The 25,004-nt window shown below is 36.0% G+C and carries 23 protein-coding genes; all 23 read right to left on the bottom strand.

Annotated features, from left to right (window positions below):
* Nucleotides 1-139: 139 nt before the first annotated feature.
* Nucleotides 140-4,429 (bottom strand): PolC-type DNA polymerase III, encoded by a 4,290-nt coding sequence (locus tag ABC228_RS04375; RefSeq protein WP_345823862.1) that lies wholly within the window; start codon nucleotides 4,427-4,429, stop codon nucleotides 140-142.
* Between the two features lie 179 nt (nucleotides 4,430-4,608).
* A complete protein-coding gene (gene rseP / locus ABC228_RS04380; protein WP_345823863.1) occupies nucleotides 4,609-5,877 on the bottom strand; it encodes an RIP metalloprotease RseP in 1,269 nt (422 codons plus the stop codon).
* Nucleotides 5,878-5,952: 75 nt separating this feature from the next.
* Nucleotides 5,953-6,759, bottom strand: coding sequence for a phosphatidate cytidylyltransferase (locus ABC228_RS04385; protein WP_345823864.1), 807 nt, complete (start codon nucleotides 6,757-6,759; stop codon nucleotides 5,953-5,955).
* Between the two features lie 15 nt (nucleotides 6,760-6,774).
* Nucleotides 6,775-7,536: an undecaprenyl pyrophosphate synthase gene (uppS, locus tag ABC228_RS04390; RefSeq protein WP_345823865.1), complete on the bottom strand. Its 762-nt coding sequence runs from the start codon at nucleotides 7,534-7,536 to the stop codon at nucleotides 6,775-6,777.
* A gap of 266 nt (nucleotides 7,537-7,802) precedes the next feature.
* Nucleotides 7,803-8,360: a ribosome recycling factor gene (gene frr / locus ABC228_RS04395; protein WP_345823866.1), complete on the bottom strand. Its 558-nt coding sequence runs from the start codon at nucleotides 8,358-8,360 to the stop codon at nucleotides 7,803-7,805.
* A gap of 2 nt (nucleotides 8,361-8,362) precedes the next feature.
* Complete coding sequence (pyrH, locus tag ABC228_RS04400; protein ID WP_345823867.1) at nucleotides 8,363-9,085, bottom strand: UMP kinase; 723 nt, start codon at nucleotides 9,083-9,085, stop codon at nucleotides 8,363-8,365.
* 101 nt (nucleotides 9,086-9,186) lie between these two features.
* On the bottom strand, nucleotides 9,187-10,071 hold the full coding sequence (gene tsf / locus ABC228_RS04405; protein WP_345823868.1) for a translation elongation factor Ts: 885 nt from the start codon (nucleotides 10,069-10,071) through the stop codon (nucleotides 9,187-9,189).
* A 112-nt stretch (nucleotides 10,072-10,183) separates the two neighbouring features.
* Nucleotides 10,184-10,930 carry a 30S ribosomal protein S2 gene (rpsB, locus tag ABC228_RS04410; protein ID WP_345823869.1) on the bottom strand — a complete coding sequence of 249 codons (747 nt, stop codon included), beginning with the start codon at nucleotides 10,928-10,930 and terminating at the stop codon, nucleotides 10,184-10,186.
* 169 nt (nucleotides 10,931-11,099) lie between these two features.
* Nucleotides 11,100-11,540, bottom strand: coding sequence for a DUF6115 domain-containing protein (locus tag ABC228_RS04415; RefSeq protein ID WP_345823870.1), 441 nt, complete (start codon nucleotides 11,538-11,540; stop codon nucleotides 11,100-11,102).
* A 7-nt stretch (nucleotides 11,541-11,547) separates the two neighbouring features.
* On the bottom strand, nucleotides 11,548-11,853 hold the full coding sequence (locus tag ABC228_RS04420; RefSeq protein WP_345823871.1) for a hypothetical protein: 306 nt from the start codon (nucleotides 11,851-11,853) through the stop codon (nucleotides 11,548-11,550).
* 26 nt (nucleotides 11,854-11,879) lie between these two features.
* The gene (locus ABC228_RS04425; protein ID WP_345823872.1) at nucleotides 11,880-13,250 is read right to left on the bottom strand and encodes a flagellar assembly protein A; all 1,371 of its coding nucleotides are present in this window, start codon (nucleotides 13,248-13,250) and stop codon (nucleotides 11,880-11,882) included.
* A 24-nt stretch (nucleotides 13,251-13,274) separates the two neighbouring features.
* A complete protein-coding gene (locus ABC228_RS04430) occupies nucleotides 13,275-14,045 on the bottom strand; it encodes a FliA/WhiG family RNA polymerase sigma factor (protein ID WP_345823873.1) in 771 nt (256 codons plus the stop codon).
* 39 nt (nucleotides 14,046-14,084) lie between these two features.
* Nucleotides 14,085-14,582, bottom strand: a complete 498-nt coding sequence (locus ABC228_RS04435) for a chemotaxis protein CheD (RefSeq protein WP_345823874.1) — start codon at nucleotides 14,580-14,582, stop codon at nucleotides 14,085-14,087.
* Nucleotides 14,575-15,213: a chemotaxis protein CheC gene (locus ABC228_RS04440; protein WP_345823875.1), complete on the bottom strand. Its 639-nt coding sequence runs from the start codon at nucleotides 15,211-15,213 to the stop codon at nucleotides 14,575-14,577. Before ABC228_RS04440 ends, ABC228_RS04435 begins: the two co-directional genes overlap by 8 nt.
* A gap of 1 nt (nucleotide 15,214) precedes the next feature.
* The gene (locus ABC228_RS04445; protein ID WP_345823876.1) at nucleotides 15,215-15,688 is read right to left on the bottom strand and encodes a chemotaxis protein CheW; all 474 of its coding nucleotides are present in this window, start codon (nucleotides 15,686-15,688) and stop codon (nucleotides 15,215-15,217) included.
* 26 nt (nucleotides 15,689-15,714) lie between these two features.
* The gene (locus tag ABC228_RS04450) at nucleotides 15,715-17,742 is read right to left on the bottom strand and encodes a chemotaxis protein CheW (protein ID WP_345823877.1); all 2,028 of its coding nucleotides are present in this window, start codon (nucleotides 17,740-17,742) and stop codon (nucleotides 15,715-15,717) included.
* A 2-nt stretch (nucleotides 17,743-17,744) separates the two neighbouring features.
* On the bottom strand, nucleotides 17,745-18,797 hold the full coding sequence (locus ABC228_RS04455; RefSeq protein ID WP_345823878.1) for a protein-glutamate methylesterase/protein-glutamine glutaminase: 1,053 nt from the start codon (nucleotides 18,795-18,797) through the stop codon (nucleotides 17,745-17,747).
* 9 nt (nucleotides 18,798-18,806) lie between these two features.
* Complete coding sequence (locus ABC228_RS04460; RefSeq protein WP_345823879.1) at nucleotides 18,807-19,673, bottom strand: MinD/ParA family protein; 867 nt, start codon at nucleotides 19,671-19,673, stop codon at nucleotides 18,807-18,809.
* Entirely contained in the window at nucleotides 19,663-20,787 is a 1,125-nt protein-coding gene (gene flhF / locus ABC228_RS04465) for a flagellar biosynthesis GTPase FlhF (protein WP_345823880.1), read from the bottom strand. The genes ABC228_RS04460 and flhF overlap by 11 nt, the downstream gene beginning before the upstream one ends.
* Nucleotides 20,784-22,820 (bottom strand): flagellar biosynthesis protein FlhA, encoded by a 2,037-nt coding sequence (flhA, locus tag ABC228_RS04470; RefSeq protein WP_345823881.1) that lies wholly within the window; start codon nucleotides 22,818-22,820, stop codon nucleotides 20,784-20,786. The genes flhF and flhA overlap by 4 nt, the downstream gene beginning before the upstream one ends.
* A gap of 18 nt (nucleotides 22,821-22,838) precedes the next feature.
* A complete protein-coding gene (flhB, locus tag ABC228_RS04475; RefSeq protein WP_345823882.1) occupies nucleotides 22,839-23,918 on the bottom strand; it encodes a flagellar biosynthesis protein FlhB in 1,080 nt (359 codons plus the stop codon).
* 2 nt (nucleotides 23,919-23,920) lie between these two features.
* Nucleotides 23,921-24,700, bottom strand: a complete 780-nt coding sequence (fliR, locus tag ABC228_RS04480; RefSeq protein WP_345823883.1) for a flagellar biosynthetic protein FliR — start codon at nucleotides 24,698-24,700, stop codon at nucleotides 23,921-23,923.
* Between the two features lie 3 nt (nucleotides 24,701-24,703).
* Entirely contained in the window at nucleotides 24,704-24,973 is a 270-nt protein-coding gene (gene fliQ, locus ABC228_RS04485) for a flagellar biosynthesis protein FliQ (protein WP_345823884.1), read from the bottom strand.
* Nucleotides 24,974-25,004: the final 31 nt, after the last annotated feature.

The following is a 25,004-nucleotide window of genomic DNA, read 5'->3' on the forward strand; positions in this document are numbered from 1 at the left end:
AATCAGAATAATTACAATTATAAATCAATTATATCTACTCTAGATAGTGTTATTCAACCAATAATGAGAAAAAATGATCCCGTGCATCACGAATTCAGCTCGGGACCAAATATTATCAAATGACAAACCTACAAGAAATCTAGAATAGAGATAGTTGATTCTTTTCCTCCATACCCTCTAAGCAGCCATGGTTATCAAGATATTCTAATACAGTTTTGGAGATTTTACTTCTTTCCCTTAAATCTTCTTTCGATAGAAATTCTCCTTCTTCTCTTGCTTTAACAATATTAATTGCTGCATTTGTACCAAGTCCTTCAACTGCATTAAAAGGTGGTATTAATGTATTACCCTCTACGACGAACTCTGAAGCCTTGGATTTATATAAATCTACTTTTTGTAATGAAATACCACGCTCACACATTTCTAATGCAATTTCTAGTACGGTTAGTAGGTTCTTCTCTTTAGGAGAAGCATCATTTCCTTTTACACTAATTTCTTCTACTCGCTTACGAATTGCTTCTGGGCCTTTAATCATAGTATCTAAATCAAAATCCCCTGCACGAACGGTAAAATATGCAGCATAAAAGTAAATAGGATGGTGTACTTTAAAATAAGCAATCCTTACAGCCATTAATACATAGGCGGCAGCATGTGCCTTCGGGAACATATACTTAATCTTTTTACAGGATTCGACATACCAATCAGGTACATCATGCTTTTTCATTTCAACAATCCATTCATCCTGTAACCCTTTCCCTTTACGAACGGATTCCATTATCTTAAATGCGAGTGATGCTTCTAACCCTTTATGCATGAGATAAACCATAATATCGTCACGACACCCAATAACATCTGGTAGTTCACAAATGCCTTCATTAATCAATTCTTGAGCATTTCCCAACCAAACATCCGTCCCGTGTGATAAGCCTGAAATAATAACCAATTCTGCAAATGTACTCGGCTTTGTATCCTCTAACATTTGGCGTACAAATTTGGTTCCGAATTCAGGTACACCCAATGTACCGGTTTTACAGTTAATTTGTTCTGGTGTCACACCTAAAGACTCTGTGCCCGAGAATATCTTCATCACTTCTTTATCATCAGTTGGAATTGTCTTCGGATCAATACCACTTAAGTCCTGAAGCATACGTATTACGGTCGGATCATCGTGTCCCAGTATATCGAGTTTTAACAGATTGTCATGAATGGAATGGAAATCAAAATGTGTTGTGCGCCATTCACTTTTACGGTCATCGGCAGGATACTGTATTGGTGTAAAATCAAAAATTTCCATATCGTCTGGAACAACAATAATACCACCTGGATGCTGTCCTGTAGTTCTTTTTACACCTGTACATCCCTGCACCAATCGATCCACTTCAGCGTTTTTAAACACTAATTGTTTATCTGATGCAAAACCTTTTACGTAGCCATAAGCTGTTTTCTCAGCTATAGTACCAATTGTTCCAGCACGAAAGACATTGTCCTCGCCAAACAGTACCTTCGTATAATTATGAGCATTCGGTTGGTATTCACCTGAAAAGTTCAAATCAATGTCGGGTACTTTATCCCCCTTGAATCCTAAGAATGTTTCAAACGGAATATCCTGTCCATCTTTACTGAGTGAAGTCCCACATGTTGGACAATCTTTATCAGCTAAATCAAAACCACTTGCAACGGATCCATCGGTAATAAATTCGTTATAATGACAGCTTGGACAGACGTAATGAGGAGGCAAAGGATTAACTTCTGTAATTTCTGTCATGGTTGCGACAAAGGAGGATCCAACTGAACCCCTAGAACCAACCAAATAGCCATCATCTAATGATTTTTTAACTAATTTATGTGATATTAAATAGATTACGGCAAACCCATTGCTAATAATACTGTCTAATTCTTTTTCCAATCTATCCGTGACAATTTTCGGAACGGGTTCACCATAGATGAGCTTCGCGCGAGTATAGCATAAATCTCTGATTTCTTGATCTGCACCCTCAATTGTTGGTGTATACAAGTCATCCTTAACTGGTGAAAGTTCATCAATTTCATCTGCCAAAGCCTGAGTATTAGTCACAACAATTTCTTTTGCCTTTTCAGTCCCAAGAAAACTAAAACAATCCAACATTTCATTCGTTGTACGGAAAGGCGTGTCAGGTAAAGTTACCCTATTTAATGGGTTTCCAGCTTGAGAAGCAATCAGAATTTGGCGATACATCTTTTCATGGTTATCGATATAATGAACATTTCCAGAAGCAATAACCTTTTTATTCATTCTTTGACCGAGGTCGACAATCTTTTTAATGATATCTAGAATTTGAGCTTCATTCTGAACAAGATCTTTATCCAGAAGATGGGTGTAGTTCCCAGGAGGCTGTACTTCGATATAATCATAAAATTCTGCAACCTTTTCAGCTTCTTCTGCTGACTTTTGCATCATGGTCTCAAATACCTCTCCACTGTCACAAGCTGTTCCTACTAAAACCCCCGAACGAAGCTTTTGTAACAGTGATCTTGGTATCCGTGGTACACGATAAAAGTAATCGATATGTGCTAGGGAAACTAGCTTATATAGATTTTTTAGTCCTTCTTGTGTTTGAGCAATCAACGTGCAATGGAATGGTCTTGATCGTTGATAAGCATTGCCTTCTCCCATATGATTATTTAAATGAAGATGATTCGTAATCTCCTTTTTCAATAATGCTTGGACTAATTTCCATAATAAATATCCTGTAGCCTCAGCATCATAAATTGCACGGTGATGCTGTGTTAATTCAATATCTAAATGCTTACATAATGTATTTAGTCGGTGATTCTTTAATTCTGGGAATAAAAATCTAGCTAACTCTAATGTATCAATCACTGGATTTTCAACCTTATCATAGCCAATTTTCTGATAACCTTGATTAAGGAAACCAATATCAAAGCTAGCGTTATGGGCGACAAATATTGCATCTCCACTCCAAACATGGAAATCACGTAATACATCATCAATTTCGGGGGCATCTTTTACCATATCATCTGTAATACCAGTTAAATCAATAGTCGTTTGCGAAAGTGCATGATGTGGATTTGCAAACGACTCAAATCGATCGATAATTTCTCCTTGATGAATCTTCACCGCAGCAAGCTCAATAATCGTATCATAAACAGCTGAAAGTCCAGTTGTTTCAACGTCAAATACGACATAGGTTCCGTTTTCCAGATGAACATCGTGCTCATTATAAGCGATAGGGACGCCATCATCCACTAAGTTGGCTTCTACACCATATAGTATTTTGACTCCGTGTTTTTTACCTGCACTATGCGCTTCAGGGAATCCTTGAACACCAGCATGATCGGTTATGGCGATTGCCTTATGACCCCATTTTGCAGCTTGCTCAACAAGTCTACCTGCCGAAATTACAGCATCAAGTTGACTCATAGTAGTATGGGCATGGAACTCAACTCGTTTTTCATCTTCTGGTGCAGTATCCTGTCTGGTGTCAACTTTAACTTCATGCATATCATTAGCCATCATAGCTAATTCATTGGAATACATGTCGGTTTGAATACTTCCTCTTGCTTTTATCCACATACCCTTCTTTAATTGCTCAAACTTCGCAGCATCCTCATCACCTTTTGAGAACATTTTTATCTGAAGAGAATCTGTATAATCAGTTACCTTTGCAATCAGTAGACTTCTACCAGAACGTAATTTGCGAATGTCCACATCAAACACATAACCTTGTATAGCAATTCGCTTTTCTTCCTCTTGGATTTCTCTCATTTCAGTAATGTCATCTTGGATTTTGTAACCAATTCCAAATGGTGCTGAATCATCTTGCGAACGGTCCTTATCTCGTTTTTCTTTTTCTTGAATTGTTTTCAATATTAATTTCTGGTCTTCGATGGCTTTTTGTTCCCGAAACTTTTGAATAGCATCTTCTTCAGCCTTCACATCAACTGATAATGGATGATAAGCAAGCCCGACTTTTTTACAAAAATTTTTAAAGCTTTCATCTAAACGTTTTTTTAAGGCACTTGCTTCTGCTTCGTTTCTAGCAATTAACATAATCTTATTACCGTTAACAGTAGGAGTTTGATTGTATACTAAATCACGATACGCAGGTGATAAATCTGGTGTGTAGGATAAAAATAGCTTCCAATATGCACATACTGTATCTGCATGGCATTGAATATCTTCGCTATATATTGTTAATTCAACTGTTGCTACTTGTTGAAATGATTCTTTTAACCTAGTAATAAACTCTTGATATACGTCTACAGGTAATACCTTTGAAACGTTGACATGAAAATGCCATACCTTTTGCATTTTATAGATTTCTAGTTTTGATAGAACACTATTTTGAAAGTGCTCTACCACTTGCTGCTCAGGCATACTTATTTGTTGTAAAAGCAGCTCCATCTTTTCTTTATTAGATATATCCATTCGTATTCCTCCTGTTAAATAGTACCGCACCGTATAACGGTAGTTCAGGAATTTTAAAACATGTAAACCCTTGTCAGGTAATGGCAAGACAAGGGTCTACTTTGGTTAACATTATTCTATTTCTATAGTACCCACTTTAACAAGAGGATACAACCTTTTTCATTTGGTAAATTAAAGTATTATAAGAATAATCGTTGGATGTCATTCCAAGTTACAATTATCATCAACAACATTAATAATGCAAACCCGACAAAGTGAAAAATACCTTCTTTTTCCGGCTCCATTGGTTTTCCACGAAGTAATTCAATACCCACAAATAATAACCTTCCACCATCAAGTGCTGGTAATGGAACTAAGTTTACTACTCCTAAGTTAATACTTAGAATTGCTGTCCACATTAAAAAGTTCATAAATCCTGTTTGGACAACCTGATCAGTAGCATCGTATATTCCAACTGGTCCTGAAAGCATATCAATGCCCAATTGACCTGTAATTAACATGGTTAGATTTGTTAGAATCATGGAAGTTGTTTCGTACGTCTGTTCAGCACCATATTTAAATGATCCCCAAAAAGACTTTTCAAAAGCTTGATAAACTCCTATTTGTCCAACTGATCCTTCTTGCCCTTCTGGTGCAGGAATTTCATTTGGCACAACCGTTAGAATCTCTGTCTCACCGTTCCGCAAAACAGTCATACTTAGCTCTTCACCAGGATTTTCACGCACAATCGTTGTAAATTCTTCCCACGTGGATATCGATTGGTCGTCAATTTTTATTACCTCATCATTCACCTGAAAACCAGCTTCCTCAGCTGGGCTATCTGGCTGGATTTGGCTCATTTTTGCTTCATCCACTGGAACACCCTGAACCACTCCTAAGATAATAAATATAAGAATCGCTAGGAGGAAATTCATCATTGGTCCAGCAAATAATTGCATGGCACGTTTAGCCGGAGATTTCGATGCGAATTGTCGATCATATGGTGCTATGAGTGTTTCCTTTTCATCCATAACGAATAAAGCTCTACGATCCACATCAAAGTGTAACAGATTTTCTTCTTCGTCTAACTCATAGCCTTCAATTATTAACTGATGATCTAAATCTACTTTTTCTACTTCAATAACTCGCGCATTAGGATGTTTGGATTTATTATTAACAATAATCTTGTTTACTTTTCCTTCATCGTTAAATTCAAGACCAATATGGTGTCCAGGCTTTAGATCAATAATTTCTGGATCTTCTCCTGCCACACGAACGTAACCACCAATTGGTAATAATCTTATCGTGTACAATGTATCATTTTTCATGAAAGAAAAAATCTTCGGTCCAAATCCGATTGCAAATTCTCGCGCCAACATCCCCGCTCGCTTTGCAAATATTAGATGTCCCAGTTCATGTACAAATACCAGAAGTCCAAACATAAAAATAAACGCTATAACGGTTGTCAAATCTAACACCTTCCTTAATTGAAGTAGAATAAGCAAGAAGAAGTCATTTCGATATAATGATTCGCTCGTACTTATTTAGGAAACAAATTGTAAGATGAAATGCAATACAGGAAAAACAAATATTGCACTATCAAATCTGTCCAAAATTCCCCCATGCCCCGGCAAAATTTTCCCTGAATCTTTTACATGATAGTGCCGCTTAAAAGCGGACTCAACTAAATCTCCAATTTGTCCAAAAACAGATACTAATATAGAAATCATAATGACAGAAAAAACACCATATGGAAATGGATATATTGAATGAAATACAACTCCTACAATACTCGCAAGAAGAATGCCGCCGATTGCTCCCTCAACTGTCTTATTAGGACTAATTTCGGGCCATAATTTATGTTTCCCAATGGCTCTTCCGCTAAAATAAGCTCCAGTATCTGTTGCCCAAATTACGAGTAGTGCAAAAAATATTTGGGCTAGTCCATTGCCATCGGACATATTTCTCGTTTCTAGAAAATAAAAGAACCCCATCCCTACATATAAAACAGCTAAGAGAATAACTCCAACATCATCAAATGTAAACTTGTTCTTTAATAAAACTGTATAGGCAAGTAGTATTAGAACAAACAATAATATGTTTTCAGCTGTATTGGTAGGGAGTGTAAAAGAAAGTAACTCCTCCGTCGCAGGATATAAAATTAACCATAATAAAGCAATTGATAATATTCCCGCAAAGGAGTACCATGGAACGTTATGCATTTTTAATAGTTCAACTAAACCAATTGTAGCTAATAAGTAAATGATAATCTCAAACGGCCAATTACCATAAATTACGACTGGTACAAATAGGATTAGTGCTATGATTGCTGTTAGAATTCGTTGTTTCATCTACCGTTCATCACCTTATATACCTCCATAACGCCTAGATCTCTTTTGGAAATCTAAGAGCGCCTCAACAAAAATTTCTTCCTTAAAGTCTGGCCAGAGTACATCCGTAAACCAGAACTCCGTATAAGCAAGTTGCCAAAGTAAGAAATTGCTCAATCTTCTTTCCCCGCTCGTACGAATCAACAAATCAGGGTCTGATAAACCTTCTGTATATAGATATTTTGATACTATCTCTTCATCTAAATTATCAAGGTCAAGTTGTTGATTATCTAAATCTTTCATAATTAACTTGATAGCACGCATGATTTCTTTTCTACTACCATAGTTTAAAGCAAAATTTAATAATAAACCATCATTATCCTTTGTTTTATCCTTTGCATACTGAACGGCTTCTTTTGTATGCTCTGGCAACGAATCAAAATCACCAATTGTTTCAATACGGACATTATTTTTAATCATATCTGGTAAGTACGTATGTATAAAGTCTTTCGGTAATTTCAATAAATATTCAACTTCAGATTTTGGTCTTTTCCAATTCTCTGTTGAGAAAGCAAATAGCGTAAGTATTTTTATGTTGTAATGTACTGCTATTTCAACAGTTCTTTTGACAACATCCATACCTTCTTTATGACCCGCAATACGTGGTAGACCTCTTTTTTTAGCCCAGCGCCCGTTTCCATCCATAATTATCGCCACATGTTCAGGAACATGCTTAAGTTCATCCACTTGTATAGGGGCTTCACGCTTTGATTTAAAGAAAGGAAGTTTTATTGACATAATTTGTCCTCCGAACACTGGTGTTTAACATTTAAAAAATACTATAATAGCGTATGCTAAAAAATAATTCGATATGACACCTGTAATAGTTGCACATTCTATCATATACTATACTACACTTTCTTTACATGTATATATAAAAATAAATAGGTAAGCTCCATTTTATTATAACGGTATTGCAGCTAGAATACAAAAGCCCCCTTTTTCAAGAGGGCATACTAATGTATTAACATATAGTTAATCAATTAGAAAATAATTACGCTATATTAAACTTCCATAATTTCTTTTTCTTTGTTCTTTGCAAGCTGATCGACTTCAGCAATATGCTTATCGGTTTCTTTTTGGACGTCATCCTGAGCAAGCCTTAATTCATCCTCAGTTAATTCTCCGTTTTTCTCAGCTTTTTTAAGCGCATCGTTTGTATCACGACGAACATTTCTTACTTGTACACGGTACTCTTCCGCATATTTACCAACAACTTTTACAAGGTCTTTTCTACGTTCTTCGGTTAAAGCTGGAATGTTTATGCGTATTACATTTCCATCATTTGTTGGAGAAAGTCCTAAATCTGCCTTTTGAATCGCTTTTTCAATATCACCCATCGCCGTTTTATCATATGGCGTAATAACTAGTAAGCGAGCTTCTGGTGCAGAAATTGTTGCTAACTGATTTAATGGAGTAGACGCGCCATAATATTCTACAAACACACTGTCTAACAAGCTAGGATTAGCTCTACCCGCACGAACAGTTGCCAAATTTCTCGAAAATGCTTGTACAGCTTGTTTCATTTTATCACGGCATGTGTTTAAAATTTGATCTGACATGTTTATTTCCCCCTTATCGTCGTTCCGATTGTCTCACCTTGGACAACTCTTTTAATATTACCTTCTTCAGTTATTGAGAATACGACTAACGGAATGTCGTTTTCCATACATAATGTAGAAGCAGTTGAATCCATCACACCAAGACCTTCGTTCAACATTTCCATATACGTTATATTTTCGTATTTTTTCGCATTTTTATTGGTTCGTGGATCATCCGAATAAACGCCATCAACATTGTTCTTAGCCATTAAAATAACCTCGGCTTCAATTTCTGCAGCTCTTAATGCAGCTGTAGTATCTGTTGAAAAGTAAGGATTTCCAGTTCCGGCTGCGAAAATGACAACACGCTTCTTTTCTAAGTGGCGAATTGCTTTTCTTCTAATATACGGCTCGGCAACTTGGCGCATTTCAATTGATGTTTGCACACGCGTCGGAATCTCAATTGTTTCCAAAGCATCCTGGAGCGCTAGAGAGTTCATAACAGTTGCTAGCATACCCATATAATCTGCAGTTGCACGGTCCATTCCCATTTCACTGCCAACTTTTCCACGCCAAATATTTCCTCCACCTACAACGATAGCAACCTCTACTCCGAGGCTTACCACATCTTTAACCTGTGCTGCTATCGATTGAATGATTTTAGGTTCAATACCATAACCTTGGTCTCCGCTTAACGCTTCACCACTTAATTTAAGTACAATTCTACGGTAACGAGCTGTTGTCATATTAACCTCCATAGAAAAAATAATTTATATATTCTGTGTACAATAATCTATGTCTTCATGGTGAAATAGGGAACATATAATGTCCCCTATTTCCTTTTTCATTATTTTTTAACTTGGCTCATTACTTCTTCTGCAAAGTTTTCAGAACGTTTTTCTAAACCTTCTCCTACTTCAAAACGAACAAAAGATTTCACAGTTGCACCTTTGTCTGCAAGGTATTTCTTAACCTTTTGATCTGGATCTTTAACAAAGCCTTGCTCTAATAAACAAATCTCTTCAAAGAATTTACCTAAGCGACCTTCAACCATTTTTTCAACAATATTCTCAGGTTTTCCTTCATTTAATGCTTGTTGTTTTAACACTTCACGCTCATGATTGATAACCTCTTCAGAGACTTCATCACGACTTACATATTTAGGATTTACGGCAGCAATATGCATCGCAATGTCTTTCGCTACAGATTCATCAGTAGTACCTTCTAGTAATGCAAGTACACCGATTCTTCCTCCCATATGCAGGTACTCTCCAAATGCACCATTATCAGTCTTAGTAGAGATTTCAAAACGACGTAGTGAAATCTTTTCACCAATTTTCGCAACAGCTTCATTAATATATGTTTCTACTGTATCTCCATCACCGTTTAGTTTTTGTTGTAGTGCTTCTTCAACAGTTGCAGGCTTTTGAGTTAGTAAATGTTTCGCTAAGTCTTCTAGCAATGTTTTAAATTGTTCATTTTTTGTAACGAAGTCTGTTTCACAGTTAACCTCTATAAGTACTGCAGTATTACCTTCTGATGCGATGTATGTAGACCCTTCTGCAGCAATACGGTCTGCTTTTTTAGCAGCTTTAGCAATACCTTTTTCGCGAAGGTAATCAATCGCTTTTTCAAGATCACCATCCGTTTCTGTTAATGCTTTTTTACAATCCATCATTCCAGCGCCTGTTTTTTCACGCAGTTCTTTTACCATTTGTGCAGTTATAGCCATAATAAATCCTCCTTATTATAATTACATTTTTAGCTAATCTAGCTATTTTTATTACATCCTTAAAAAAAGGTGATAAAAGGCTTATCCTCTTATCACCTGACCTTTTCAGAAATTAAGCTTCTTCAGTTTCTTCAACTGAACCTTCTGTTTGTGCTTCAGCAGCTACTTCTAATTCTTCACCTTGTTTAACTTCAAGGATAGCATCAGCAATTTTAGCTGTAAGAAGTTTAACAGCGCGAATTGCATCATCATTTGCTGGGATCACATAATCAATTTCATCTGGATCACAGTTTGTATCAACGATTCCTACAATAGGAATGTTTAATTTATGCGCTTCTGCAATTGCAATACGTTCTTTACGTGGGTCAATTACAAATAGTGCATCTGGAAGCTTCTTCATTTCTTTAATTCCGCCTAAGAATTTCACAAGACGTTCTTTTTCTTTTAACAAGCCAACAACTTCTTTTTTCGGAAGAACTTCAAAAGTTCCATCTTCTTCCATTTTTTCAATCTCAACTAAACGATTGATACGTTTGCGGATTGTTTGGAAGTTAGTTAATGTACCACCTAACCAACGTTGGTTAACATAGTACATTCCAGAACGAATAGCTTCCTCTTTAACAGAGTCTTGAGCTTGTTTTTTCGTACCTACGAATAGAACTGTACCACCATTAGCAGCTAGTTCTTTCACATAGTTGTAAGCTTCTTCAACCTTCTTAACTGTTTTTTGAAGGTCGATAATGTAGATGCCGTTACGCTCCGTAAAGATGTACTTTTTCATCTTAGGGTTCCAACGACGTGTCTGATGTCCGAAATGTACACCAGCTTCTAGTAATTGCTTCATAGAAATTACTGACATAGTTTTTTTCCTCCTTGGTTTTTCCCTCCGCTTGAATCATTTTTGTATAAAGACCATTTTAGGCACCAATTATACAAATCAACAAGCGTGTGTGGTTATAAATATATTTTATTGTATTTACACCAAAAATAAATATATCATACCGAAAAACGGTAATCAAGCTTAAATGCTATTTTTTTTCGCTAAATTTAATAATTAATTCAACTTCTGTCTTTCCACAGTTTAATGTTTTAGCAATTTCGTCAACGCTCAGCCCTTCTTCATGTAGCTTGAATATTCGTGATTGTAAGGAAACCTCTATTTCATCTTGTGCGTATTCATCAATTGGCACTAAAAATTCTTCCTGTTCATCTTCTTCAACAGTAGGTGTGATTGAATGATTCGTATTTTTCAATGATTGGTCCGAGGGTTTCCGCTCTCGGACTTGATTTACTTCTTGTTGTAATAATCTGTTTTCTTCCTTTATCTCTTCTAAATAACTTTCCATGAGATTCACGAGTTCCGCAGTGTCTGAACCTTTAGAAATGGTTAATTGCTTATACATAACGTAAATAGCGACTAATGAAACTATATGTAATAAAAAACTGATAATAAATAGAAATGATGTCATATAACATTTATCTCCTAATATCAAAGTTGTTGCCTAAATATGGATGCTTATATGCTTGCAAGGCCTGATTACTGTTCTTATTTTTTTTCTGTTTTTCTAGATTTTGCGCACCTTGCTCTTTTCTACCATCCTTTTGAAGCTGAGTCTCTTCAAATTCTTGTACTTTTTTTCTTTTTCTATTCTCTTGCACTAACTGACTTTGGGCGAGTGCCTCCTGAAAATGCTGATTTTGCTTGAGCATTTGGTCTTGTAGTTTACCTGCATCATGTGTCCGGGGAAGCGCAACCTGCATCTCAACAGATTTCCAACTCATCTAGAATCACTTCCTTATTGTACCCATTATCGTGTACGCATAAAAATTTCATTATTTAAAAGCTCAAATTCCACATGCTGATTAATAGTATTGATAACTCGCTTATACTTACCAAATGATACAATTGTATTGGCATATACATTACCGGTAATAACTAATTTAGCATACTTTTCTTTCGCATCTATGGATAACGACTCTAGTTGTTCATTTATGGTGGAAAGCATCTCTGTGTTTTTATCATAGGACGCCCTCTGCCTTTTTAAAGCATGAAGTAATTTCGGATTAGATTCAATATTTGGTGTCTGTGATAACTTTTCACCAATAATTTTTAACTTCGCTAAACTATCTTCAATTTCCTTCTTTTGAGATTGAAGATTTTCAGCTAGTTGCACTTCATTGTGACTTTGACCCAGCATTAGTTCAGTCTTTGTACTCATCTGGTTTCCAACATGTTTAACTTGTATGGAATCACCAGCTGAAACAGTACCACCAATTATGCTGCCTTTTTGGCATATTATCTCACTTCCTGCAGTACAGTTACTATGAAGAATGGAGTTTTCAACATAGAGATTGTTACCAGCGTTAACATTACCTTGGTTAATATAGCCTATTTGAATATTCTCACGTGCAACAACCTGTCCTTTTTGAAGGCCGGAAAGCCCCTCTGAGATAAATACCGATCCTTCTGCATGTATAGAGGCAGCTTCAACCATTCCGAAAATTTTGACATCACCACCAGCATTTACCTTATATCCAGAAGGAACATCTCCCTTTATGATAATAGTACCAATAAAATTTAGATTTCCTTCCTTTAAGGAAAGTGTGTCCTTCACTTCAAATACAGGAAGAACATGGATGATATTTCTTTGTACACTAGCTTGTCCTTCTGATGTTGCGTAGAAGGCTGATTCTGTCTCTTCATAACGAACATTTTTACCCGTTTTGATAGTTAAGGGTTTTCCGGGCTGTGCTGGTATCAAATTACCATAAACATCTGTACCATCTTTTCCCTTAGTGGGAGATGATACAGATGCTAATTTCTGATCTTTCTCAACAGAAGGAATTTGCATCACATCTCGAAAATCCCTCTTCTCTGTTTTTTCAATAGTTGGATTTAAGTTAATTTCATAAATGATTTCTGCATTTGTTCCATGTTCTGGGAGAACACCTGTTGCAATAGCTACTGGGAAATCATCAAGTGGAATCCCTGAAATCACTAATTCAACAGCCTCTTCCTTTATTCCATATACGATTTGATTATCGTTTAAAAAATCATGAAATGCTTCAGACGTTATATCTAAATCTCGATTAACCAGGTATTCATCCGTGTAGTGGAGCTCTGCTATCATGTGATCCTTTGATATTACAATTGTAAAGAGTTCATTTAGATTAAACATCACCTTGTATCTCCTTTATCAAAGCTATAAAGCTTTTTCCAGTGTATGACGCAATTTAAAAATTGCCTTTTTATGAATTTGTGAGATTCTTGATGTTGTTAATCCTAATACTTGTCCTATCTCCGTAAATGTAAGTCCATCTTGATAGAAAAGACTAATAATCATTTGTTCATTTTCTTTTAGGCCTTTAATACTATCTGCAAGCTCCTTATATTGTTCATGCTTAACAAGATGATTATCTGGTTGAATACTAGACTCATCAGGAATGGTATATCCAATACCTTCTTTATGATGCGAACTACCATCCTTTGGTTTTTCCTCAATTGATAGCATATTGGAAAACAGGGCATCCCGAACGTACGATTCAACCTCTTGCACAGGCATTTCTAAATCCGTCGCAATTTCTTCAGAACTTGGCTGCCGTTGAAAGCGTTGCTCAAGCTTTTGGGTTACTTGTTCAATCTTCTTTGTTTTTTCACGAATAGAACGAGGTAACCAATCTTCTTTTCTTAAGCCATCAATAATTGCTCCTCTTATTCGAAATGAAGCATAGGTATCAAATTTTAGATCTCTTTCAAGATCAAATTTCTTTAGTGCATCATAGAGACCTAGCAAGCCAAGGCTTTTCAAGTCATCTTTCATGACACTACTTGGCAAATGACTTATAGTCCTTTCAACATGATAATTCACTAAGTACATATAATTTTGTATTAATTCATTTGCCGCTTCACTATCTTGAGTGTTTTTCCATCTATTCCATAACTCTTGCTCTAGAGGAGAGATTTTTGTACCCAAATGACTTGCTCCTCCCTATCCATATTTTAAAGAGAAAGTCTAGATAATTTCTTCACCTTTTGTAATCGTCCTTATTCGGAGATTGGCAGTTTGAGGGTCGAATTCAATTGTTCTTCCGAAATTACCACCAACATCAGACGATATTACAGGAATGTTATGTTCTGCTAGCTTTTGTAGCACTGCCTCTGTGTTTCGTTGTCCAATCCGCATCATATCACTGCCAGAGTTAAACTGAAACATTTGTGCACCACCTGCTAATTTTGCTTTCATTAAGGGCTTACGTAGCCCCTTCATACATAGCTTTTCAATAAGAATATCTACTGCCGTGTCTGCGTATTTATAATGATTTAAAGTTTGTTGTTTGGCGTGTTTGGAATCTGGAAGCATTACATGTGCCATTCCAGCTATTTGTTTTCCAACATCATAAATGACAATTCCAACACATGAACCCAATCCGGAAGTACGAATAACATCTGGCGCTGTGACAATATTTAAATCTGCTATACCTACCTTAATAATTGTCTGTTCCTTATTCATAATCTTGTATTCCTAATGCTTGAAAAATTTTCGTGAACGATTCAGGAGATGGCAATAGCAGAAATTGACCATTAATGCCATTATGCTTTTCGTTAAGATCATTTATCTTCGTATTAATAATAATCGCGTAATCGGTCACTTCAGATACTTGTAGCAATCCAACAGTCAATATTGCACCAGCCATATCAACACTCAAATGTGGTACTGAGGGTTGCATATTAATATTCGTAAAATCAGAAAGGGCAGATAAGTAAGAACCCGCTAAAATATTCCCAGCCTCACGAAGTGCTGAAAAAGCTATTTCATTGTCTGCTTCACTATCAAATAACTTGATATCTTCATTGTTTGTCAAGTGCTTGGTCAGGGATTCCGCTTCTTCAAGTGAGAACAATAAATAAACCATTCCTGGTGCCTTACCATGAATTTCGAACAGGATACCGACAACCAAATTATCGGCCCCACCAACCATTTCCATCACTTCATCAAATGCAACAATTTTAATATCAGGAACTTCCATATCGACCTTTTTATCGATAAGTTTAGACATTGATGTGGCAGCATTACCAGCACCAATATTTCCAATTTCTCTAAGGGCATCTAGTTGTATTAACGAAAGTTGTTCATAATTCATATTATTGACCTTCAGGTGATTTTAACTCGTTTAATTCTTCATTTGTTAAAACCTTTTTTAAGTCTAGTAAGATAAGTAAGCGACTGTCTAACTTCGCCACGCCTTCGATATAATCTGCGTTAACAGCTCCAATTACTTCTGGTGCTGGTTCAATGACATCACTTGGAATATCAATTACATCGTTTGCTGCATCTACGATCAAACCTACTTCCATATCATCTAGATATACAATTACAATACGTGTAGATTCATTGTACTCTGATTCTTCAATTCCAAGTCTAGTACGTAAATCAATTATTGGCGTTACTACTCCTCTTAAGTTAATAACACCTTTCACAAAATTCGAAGTATTAGGAACTCTTGTTATAGTTTGTACACGTTCAATCGTAACAACTTGCTGTACGGATACAGCAAACTCCTCATTCTTTAATTGAAAAACAATCACCTTTTTTTCAGTAGCTATTTCATTCGCCATTTTAAATCCTCCCCGTTTTAAAAATACTATTTAATAATTGCATTACTATCAATAATTAGTGAAACTTCACCATCTCCAAGAATTGTTGCCCCAGAGATTGCAAATGTATTGGTTAAATATGAGCCTAAAGACTTTAAGACAACCTCTTGCTGCCCAATAAATGCATCAACCACAAGTGCTGCTAACTTATCACCTTTTTTAACGATGACAATTGAAGTATATTCTTCCTCGTCATTCTCTTTAGGAATATCGAAAACTTCTTTTAAATTAACTAAAGGAATGACTTTTCCTCTAAAATCAATTACTTTTTTATGATGAGCAGATAAAATTTGCTCTTTGGAAATAATAGCTGTTTCGATAATTGATGATAATGGAATCGCAAATTTCTCTTGGTTTAATTCAACAAGCAACACAGAAATGATGGTTAAAGTTAGCGGCAGTTGAATAGAGAAAACCGAACCCTTATCTAAAGTAGAATCAATAGAGATGTTCCCTCCAAGTGATTCAATCGTATTCTTTACGACATCTAAACCTACTCCACGACCAGAAATATCAGAAATTTTCTCTGCCGTTGAAAAACCACTTTCCATAATCAACTCATATATTTGTTGATCGGTAAGACCAGTCACTTCCCGTTCCGACAATATTCCGTTACTCAATGCTTTGTTTAACACTTTTTCCTTATTAATTCCAGCACCGTCATCTGTTATTTCAATAAAGACATGGTTTCCACTATGAAATGCTTCTAAGGTAATGGTACCCTTTTCTGGTTTACCTTTTCGAAGTCGCTCCTCTGGTGTTTCAATTCCGTGATCGATCGCATTGCGTAATAAATGTACAATAGGATCACCTATTTCATCTATCACAGTACGATCTAATTCTGTATCCGCACCAATAATCTCGATATCTACTTGTTTATGTAGATCTCTTGCAAGCTTTCGAACCATTCTAGGGAATCGACTAAACACTTGATCAATTGGAACCATACGCATCGTTAAAATAACATTTTGCAAGTTACTTGAAACCCTTGACATACGTTCAACTGTATCTTGTAATTCATTATTCTGTAGATCTGTTGAGATTTGCTCCAGACGGCCTCGATCAATGATTAATTCCTCAAATAAATTCATTAATACATCTAATTTTTCAATATTGACTCGAATTGTTTTATGTTGAGAGCTTTTCGTAGTATCATTATCTGCTCTAGAAGATTGCTGTTTTTTCGTATTCACCAATTGGTTCTTTTCTTCCGTTGTTGAGTCCTTCTGTTCCTCTTTCTTCTCACGATAATTCGAAACGGAAAACTGATGAATCGTAACTGTTTCTATCTCTGATACTTTTTTGATCTTTTCACCAATTTCCTTTTCTGGATGCTCTGACACTAATATTACGGTAAACGATGATTCGAAATTTTCTTCCTCTAGATCATTTACTGTTGGATTAGACTTAATTACTTCACCAAGCTGCTCCAGTACTTCAAATACCATGAAAACTCGAGCACCCTTTAATAAACAATCTTCCCGAAGCTGAACCGTGATTTCAAAGTTTGAGAAGCCACGTTCATGTGATTCATTTAATATCGATATTTCAAACTCATCTAAATCACTACTAATATGATGAATTTCTGATTCAATGTCTTGCTTTACTTCTTGAGTCGTTTCATTTGCAGCTGCAACACCAGTTTCAATCGTTTCAAGTTTACTAACGATTGAATCTACCTCATGTGCGCCCTTTCCGCCATTCGCAATATCCTCTACCATTGAATTTAGGATGTCTACCGTATCAACTAATAAGTCAATCATTTCAGATTGTACAGTTACGCGATCATATCGAATTGCATCAAAAACATTTTCCAGTGTATGGGTGATGGTCGCTAAGTCACTAAATCCCATTGTTGCTGACATTCCCTTTAACGTATGGGCAGCTCTAAATATTTCTTCAATTATCGCTTTCTCGTTAGGTGACTTTTCAAGTTCTAGTAATTTTTTATATAATACTTCGATATGTTCATTACTCTCATCAATAAAGACATCCAAATATTGCGTAGTGTCCATTACTACATCCCCCCGCTTCTTTTGGTTAATGCGTGAATCATCTCACCCATTTGATGTAAATGTACGATATAATTTACTGCGTTCGTTTTAACTGCAGCTTTCGGCATACCATTGATTATTGCAGATTCTTCAGACTCAGCTAGAACAATCGTATTAGGGTCTACCTGTTTTAAACGCTCAACCCCTTTTGAACCGTCACTACCCATACCTGTTAAAACAACAGCGATTTTATTTACTCTTTCTATCTCAGAAGCAGATTCGAAAAGTACATCTACTGCTGGTCTATGACCAGAACGTTCATCTTCCTGTGTAAGTTCAATCGCATTAACAGTGCCAACTTTTCGAATTTTCATATGGAAATCACCCGGTGCTATATACACCGTCTTTTCTTTAATAATTTCACCGTGTACTGCTTCTTTAACATGAAATTCTGTCAAATTATTTAAGCGTTCTGCTAGTGATTTCGTAAAACCGGCTGGCATATGTTGAACAATAAGAATCGGGTCAGAAAAGTCATTTGGTATATCTAAAAGTAGTCGTTGCAAAGCTCTAGGTCCCCCAGTTGATGCCCCGACAAATACAACCGATTTCGAAAATCGTTTCTTAGAAGGAATTACTTTTGGACTTTCTTCTTTTTCTACTGTTTTTGATAAGTTAACCTTGGAGGCAGCTAATACTTTATCAATTATTTCTTGTTTAATGGTTCCAATATCCAGTGAAATGGAACCTGATGGTTTTGCAATGAAATCAACAGCACCTATCGATAATGCCTGCAAAGTATTACTAGCTCCTTCTTTTGTCAAGCTAGATAGCATAACTACAGGTAAGGGATGTTCCCTCATGATAGAACCAAGTGCTGTAATTCCATCCATAATAGGCATTTCAACATCTAATGTTACAACGTCTGGTGAAAGCGTCTTGATTTTTTTAAGCCCTTCTTCCCCATTCCTCGCTGTTGCAATTACTTGGATCCGGTTGTCACTTTCTAATATATCCGTGATCATTTTTCTCATAAAAGCAGAATCATCGATCACGATTACACGAATGGGAGACACGATGCCCACCTACCTATTCTTTAATAGATTTTTCAACCTTTGTACAAATGATGTGGATTCTACATTATGAACAGTAGTATTACTGCTACAATAGTTAGCGGTTAGCTGCTTTAATGACTTTGCTACTGCTGATTTTTTATTTGCAAGCACAAATGGTGCTTGATGAATAACCGCTGAAGACACAGTTTTATCATCAGGAAGCATACCAAGAAGCTTTATTTCAACATCTAAAAATTTCGATATAACATTTTGAAATCGCTCCATTGTTCTTAGCCCATTATTGGTTGTATCAGAACGATTTAAGATAATGGATAGTTGCATTGTCCGATCATAGCTTAAGATATGCTTGATCATGCTGTATGCATCTGTTATCGATGTCGGCTCCGGAGTGGTAATCACAATACACTCATCAGATGCTAAAATAAAATCAATACTTGATTGAGTTGCTCCAGCTCCCATATCAAAAATAATGTAATCAAACATTCTAACAATTAATTGGTATTGTTCTAAAAAGTAGTTCATCTTATATTCATCCATGGAAAACAAGTTCGCAAGTCCCGAACCACCTGCTATATATGACAAGTTATTTGGACCTATCTCCATAATATCATAAATAGGTAATTGGTCGTGCATCATATCGACAATTGTTTTTTTTGCATGCAAGCCAAGTAAAATTTCGACATTTCCCATTCCAATGTCTAAATCAATGATGAGTACTTTTTTTCCTTGATTACAAAGCTCTAGGGAAAAATTTACGGCAATATTAGTTTTACCTACACCGCCTTTACCACTAACAAAAGAAATCGTCTTCGCTTCCCTTGGGTTTTTAGATAGCTCTAGTTGTCTTCTTAAACTATCTGCTTGATCATAAACCACTTAAATCACCTACTATATAGTTACTGATGACCTCTTTTGTCGGTTTAACGATATTATCCGGGACTTCTTGCCCATTCGTGATGTATGCAATACCAATATGACTCGTTAAAGAAATATTAAGCAAGCTTCCATATTGTCTTGTCTCATCGATTTTTGTATAGATTAGCCCTTTAATATCGATGTGTCGGAAGCTATGAAAAATATCATGCATGTCTTTTGGTTTTGATGTTAAGGAAAGAACTAAGAAATTTTCAACAGGGCCATTCGCTGAAATGTTTTTCGTTAACTCCTTAACATATTTCTCGTCACGATAGTTTCTTCCAGCAGTATCTACTAGAATTAAGTCATAGTTCTGAAATTTCTCCATAGCGTTTCGGTAATCCTCAATTGAATAGACTACCTCAACTGGTGTATCTAGAATTTTTGCATACGTTTTTAATTGCTCAATTGCGGCTATTCGGTAAGTGTCCATGGTTACAAAGGCTACCTTCTTTTTTTCCTGGAGCATACTATTTGCTGCTACTTTGGCAATTGTTGTCGTTTTTCCGACACCCGTAGGGCCGACAAAATGAACAACTTTTGCAGTGTTAGAGATCCCTTCGAACGATAGTCCACTTAACATTGCTTCAATTTCATTCTGTACATCATTTTTTATAATGGATGCAGTTGGGGATACATTTTCTTCCTCATGTTTATTCATGACATTCTGGATGATCTCCGTTGCAATAGCATCATCAACTTCCTGCTCAAGTAAATATTGATAAACAACTTCATAGTCGATAGCAAATTTACTTGATTTTTGTTGTAATGATTGCTGTTCAAGTATTCGTTTCATATTCTTTATTTCCTGAATTACTTCTGCATCCATTGTAGTTTTTGGTTTTACTGTTTTAGGCATCTTCGCTTGATTCATGGTTGCCTTTGGTTGTTTAGGTGGAATTGGACTCTTGTCCAACGCAGCAATAACTTCAATTTTTCTTTTTTTAAAGAAACCTAAAAAACCACCATCTTGTATTTCTTTTGAGCTCAAAATAACAGCCTCTGCACCGAGCTCTTTCCGTACTTTACTCATTACTTCTGGCATTGTTGGTGCTACATATTTTTTTACCTTCATGCTACATTCACCACCCCAACACTTTGTACTTGCACAGTCGGTTCTAGTTCGTTATAAGATAACACAACAACCTGAGGTAAAAAGCGATCTAGTAATTGTTTTAAATACATGCGTATAGCAGGCGAACATAAAATAATGGCATTTTCTTCCTGTAAGGTTAGTTTTTCCATCTCTTCGTTAATTGATTTTACAATCATTTGCTGTGAATCTGGGTCTAATGCCAAATAATTGCCATGTTCTGTTTGTTGAATGCTTTCTGCAATCATTTTTTCAACTTTTCCAGAAACCGTAACAACCTTCAATGATTTATCCGCATTCGCATATTGCTTAGTTATTTGTGAAGAAAGTGCTTGTCTTACATATTCTCCTAAAAGCTCAGTGTCATTCGTGAGCTTACTAAAATCTGCTAGTGTTTCAAAAATAATTGGTAGGTTACGTACAGATACATTCTCTCTTAACAGTTTAGCTAAAACTTTCTGAATATCTCCAATGGCTAGTGGTTCTGGTGTAACCTCTTCCACTAAAATTGGATAATTTTCTTTTAGATGATCCACTAGCTCTTTTGTTTCTTGTCTTCCTAATAATGTGTGAGCTTGGCGTTTGATTACTTCTGTAATATGTGTTGACACAACAGAAGGTGGATCTACTACCGTATAACCTGTTAATTCAGCATCATCTTTGTTCTCTTCACTTATCCATTTTGCAGGAAGACCAAAGGCAGGTTCTTGCGTCTCGATTCCTTCAATAAAATCATTATCCATATCCGGTGTCATTGCCAAATAGTGATCAAGTAATATCTCTCCTGAAGCCACTTCGTTGCCTTTTATCCTTAATCGATATTCATTGGGGTTAAGTTGAATATTATCACGAATCCTTACAACTGGAATTACAATTCCAAGCTCTATCGCAAGCTGTCTTCTAATCATAATTACTCGGTCTAATAAATCTCCCCCCTGCTTGGCATCTACTAATGGAATTAAGGCATACCCAAACTCAAACTCTATAGGATCCATACTGAGTAAGTTGATGACATTTTCTTGTGTCTTCATGGCGGTACCTTCTTCTTGATCATCTACTTCCTCATTCTTAACTTCTGGAACTTTCTGCTTCTGAAGCATATAATATGCACCAATTGCAAGTATGGCAGCAATTGTAGTTGTTAAGAAAAAGTTAATCGGTGTCAAGCCTAATAAGAATATTGTACCCGCTGCAATGAATAATAATTTTGGATATTGTAGAAGCTGTGCACTAACATCACTACCAAGATTATTACCTGTTGCAGAGCTACGTGTTACTACGATACCTGTAGCTGTAGAGATTAATAAAGCAGGTATCTGACTGACTAGTCCATCTCCTACCGTTAAGCGCATAAAGGTATCAATCGCTTCTTGGAACGACATGTCCATTTGAACCATCCCAATGATTAGTCCAAACATAACATTAATAAGAACGATGATAATACCAGCAATTGCGTCTCCTTTAACAAACTTACTGGCACCATCCATTGATCCATGAAAATCCGCTTCATTTTCTACTTTTTTACGTCTATCTTTTGCTTCATTTTCTGAGATCAATCCTGCATTTAAGTCAGCATCTATACTCATTTGTTTACCTGGCATCGCGTCAAGTGAGAATCTCGCTGCTACTTCAGATACACGTTCAGAACCTTTCGTGATAACCAGGAAGTTTATAATAACTAAAATTATAAAGACAACAAATCCTACTAACGGATTATCACCAATAACAAAAGAACCAAACGTATCAACTACACCGCCTGCATCTGCTTCACTAAGGATACCTCTTGTAGTAGACACATTCAACGCCAGACGAAACAATGTCAATAGTAGTAGTAACGTTGGAAACACTGAAAATTGTAGTGGTTCCTGGGTGTTCATTGAAACTAATAGTACGATCAATGCGAGTATAATATTAATCAGGATAAAAACACTTAAAAGCCATCCGGGTAGTGGGATGACTAGCATTATAATAACTAAAATTACTCCAATTAAAACGGACAAATCACGGGCTTTCATGGATGTCTCTCCTCATTGCTAAACTTTTTTCTCCATCCGGTATACATATGCAAGTACTTCTGCAACCGCTTGGTAGAATTCTTCAGGGATTACGTCTCCAATCTCAACAGATGAATAAAGTGAACGTGCTAGTGGTCTATTTTCAACCGTCATAACATTATTTGCCTTTGCAATTTCTCTGATTTTAAAAGCAATATGGTCCACACCCTTTCCTACTACATAAGGTGCACTTGCTTTATTCTCATCATACTTTACTGCAATTGCATAGTGTGTTGGGTTCGTAATGATAACGTCTGCGTTTGGAATCTCACTCATCATACGTCGCATCGAAATCTGACGCTGCTTCTCTTTAATTTTTGATTTAATTAAAGGATCCCCTTCTGTATTTTTATATTCATCTTTTATATCTTGCTTAGACATTCGCATGTTTTTTTCAAAATCATAGCGTTGATAAGCATAGTCAAATATAGCTAAGAATAGTAACGCAACAGTTGCACTAATCCCCATTATTAATGTTACTCTTCCGAAAAATGATAGCGCGCTTTCAGCATTCTTAAATGCCATCATAAGCATATCGTCTTTGAACATCCAAATAATCGTAAATGTTATGGCACCAATGACCACAATCTTCAAGAAAGATTTCAACAATTCCACCAATGCTCGTAATGAAAAGATTCTTTTTGCACCTTGTATTGGATCAATCTTTTTCAAATCGAATTTTAGTGGCTCGGTTGTAAATAAAAATCCAATTTGCATCAAATTGGAAGCAACTCCAGCAATAACAGCAATAAGCATTATTGGTCCAACAATCTTTAGTAGCTCCATACTTCCTTCGAGAAATATTTGAAACACTGTTTTCTCGGTAAGTTCCCAATTAATATATTCCGTAAACGAATGCTGAAATAAGGCAAGCATATTATCCTTCATAAAGCTTCCAAATACAGCCATTAAAATTAAAGCAAATAATAATAAAAATGCCGTATTAACGTCTTGACTTTTAGCTACTTTACCCTTTTTTCGTTCCTCATTCCTCTTTTTAGGAGTTGCTTTTTCGGTCTTTTCTCCTGCAAAGAATTGCAAATCAAGTTTTAATTGCAAGATTAAGCACCTCCAAATAGCTGCATAAGTCCTTGAATTACTTCAAACATCGTATTAAACAAATTACGTACAAGAACCATGTACAGACTTAAGAAAACAAAAATAGCAGCAAAACTAACCAAAATTTTAAGTGGTAAACCTACAACAAAAACATTAAGTTGTGGTACAGTTTTTGAAATAATTCCTAGTGCAACATCCACTAAGAACAAACATCCGACAATTGGTATGGATATTTGGAAAGCTATGAGAAACATAGTATTAAACGCCTCAATAACAAAATCAGCAATATTACCATCATGAAAAGGAATAAAGGCATCAATTGGAATAAAACGATAACTATTAAAGATTCCATCTATTAATAAATGATGGCCATCAACCGATAATAAGAATAATAAGGCAAGAATATAAAAATACTGTCCTGTCAATGGACTCTGGGCCCCGGTTTGTGGATCCATTACATTAGCAATGGCAAAACCCATCTGGAAGTCAATAAATCCCCCAGCTACCTGTACAGCAGAGATAATAATATAGCCGATAAGTCCAATGAATATTCCAACAAGTGCTTCTTTCGCAATTAGAAAGAAATACAACTCATCAATTACAATTGCTGAAGCATCTACCGTATAAAACATGATAAAAGCTAAGAAGAAACTTAAACCAATTCGAAACGGAAGTGGAATTGTTCGATACGATAGTAATGGCATCGTGACAAAAAAACCTAACACTCGAACTAAGATTAACAGAAAGATTGGAAAGCTATTGATGTTAATTAAATCAAGCATGAGTTAACCTACAAATCGATTCAGATTTTGAAATAAGTCAACTGTAAATTCCATAATAGTTGATAGCATCCACGGCCCGAAGAATAATAATCCTACCAATACTGCCACGATTTTTGGAATAAAGGCAAGGGTCTGTTCTTGAATCTGAGTGGTTGCTTGAAAAATACTAACAAGTAATCCAACTGCCAGTGCTAGAATAAGCAGCGGACCTGTAACAAGTAGCACCGTATATATTCCTTTTTCTGCTAAAGACAATACAAATTCACTACTCAACGTTTAACCCCCTCCTTTAAATCCTTCATTA

The organism is Ornithinibacillus xuwenensis (assembly GCF_039614845.1).
Classification (GTDB): Bacteria; Bacillota; Bacilli; order Bacillales; family Amphibacillaceae; genus Ornithinibacillus; species Ornithinibacillus xuwenensis.

Bases quoted from the DNA above. Each gene is read 5' to 3' on its own strand.
- uppS (WP_345823865.1), bottom strand. From the start codon at position 7,536: ATGTCAATAAAACTTCCTTTCTTTAAATCAAAGCGTGAAGCCCCTATA.
- tsf (WP_345823868.1), bottom strand. From the start codon at position 10,071: ATGGCTATAACTGCACAAATGGTAAAAGAACTGCGTGAAAAAACAGGC.
- ABC228_RS04435 (WP_345823874.1), bottom strand. From the start codon at position 14,582: ATGAATAAGGAACAGACAATTATTAAGGTAGGTATAGCAGATTTAAAT.
- ABC228_RS04375 (WP_345823862.1), bottom strand. From the start codon at position 4,429: ATGGATATATCTAATAAAGAAAAGATGGAGCTGCTTTTACAACAAATA.
- ABC228_RS04440 (WP_345823875.1), bottom strand. From the start codon at position 15,213: ATGAATTATGAACAACTTTCGTTAATACAACTAGATGCCCTTAGAGAA.
- pyrH (WP_345823867.1), bottom strand. From the start codon at position 9,085: ATGACAACAGCTCGTTACCGTAGAATTGTACTTAAATTAAGTGGTGAA.
- ABC228_RS04420 (WP_345823871.1), bottom strand. From the start codon at position 11,853: ATGAGTTGGAAATCTGTTGAGATGCAGGTTGCGCTTCCCCGGACACAT.
- frr (WP_345823866.1), bottom strand. From the start codon at position 8,360: ATGTCAGATCAAATTTTAAACACATGCCGTGATAAAATGAAACAAGCT.
- ABC228_RS04415 (WP_345823870.1), bottom strand. From the start codon at position 11,540: ATGACATCATTTCTATTTATTATCAGTTTTTTATTACATATAGTTTCA.
- ABC228_RS04385 (WP_345823864.1), bottom strand. From the start codon at position 6,759: ATGAAACAACGAATTCTAACAGCAATCATAGCACTAATCCTATTTGTA.
- ABC228_RS04425 (WP_345823872.1), bottom strand. From the start codon at position 13,250: ATGTTTAATCTAAATGAACTCTTTACAATTGTAATATCAAAGGATCAC.
- rpsB (WP_345823869.1), bottom strand. From the start codon at position 10,930: ATGTCAGTAATTTCTATGAAGCAATTACTAGAAGCTGGTGTACATTTC.
- fliR (WP_345823883.1), bottom strand. From the start codon at position 24,700: ATGCTTGATTTAATTAACATCAATAGCTTTCCAATCTTTCTGTTAATC.
- flhA (WP_345823881.1), bottom strand. From the start codon at position 22,820: ATGAAAGCCCGTGATTTGTCCGTTTTAATTGGAGTAATTTTAGTTATT.
- ABC228_RS04445 (WP_345823876.1), bottom strand. From the start codon at position 15,688: ATGGCGAATGAAATAGCTACTGAAAAAAAGGTGATTGTTTTTCAATTA.
- ABC228_RS04450 (WP_345823877.1), bottom strand. From the start codon at position 17,742: ATGGACACTACGCAATATTTGGATGTCTTTATTGATGAGAGTAATGAA.
- flhF (WP_345823880.1), bottom strand. From the start codon at position 20,787: ATGAAGGTAAAAAAATATGTAGCACCAACAATGCCAGAAGTAATGAGT.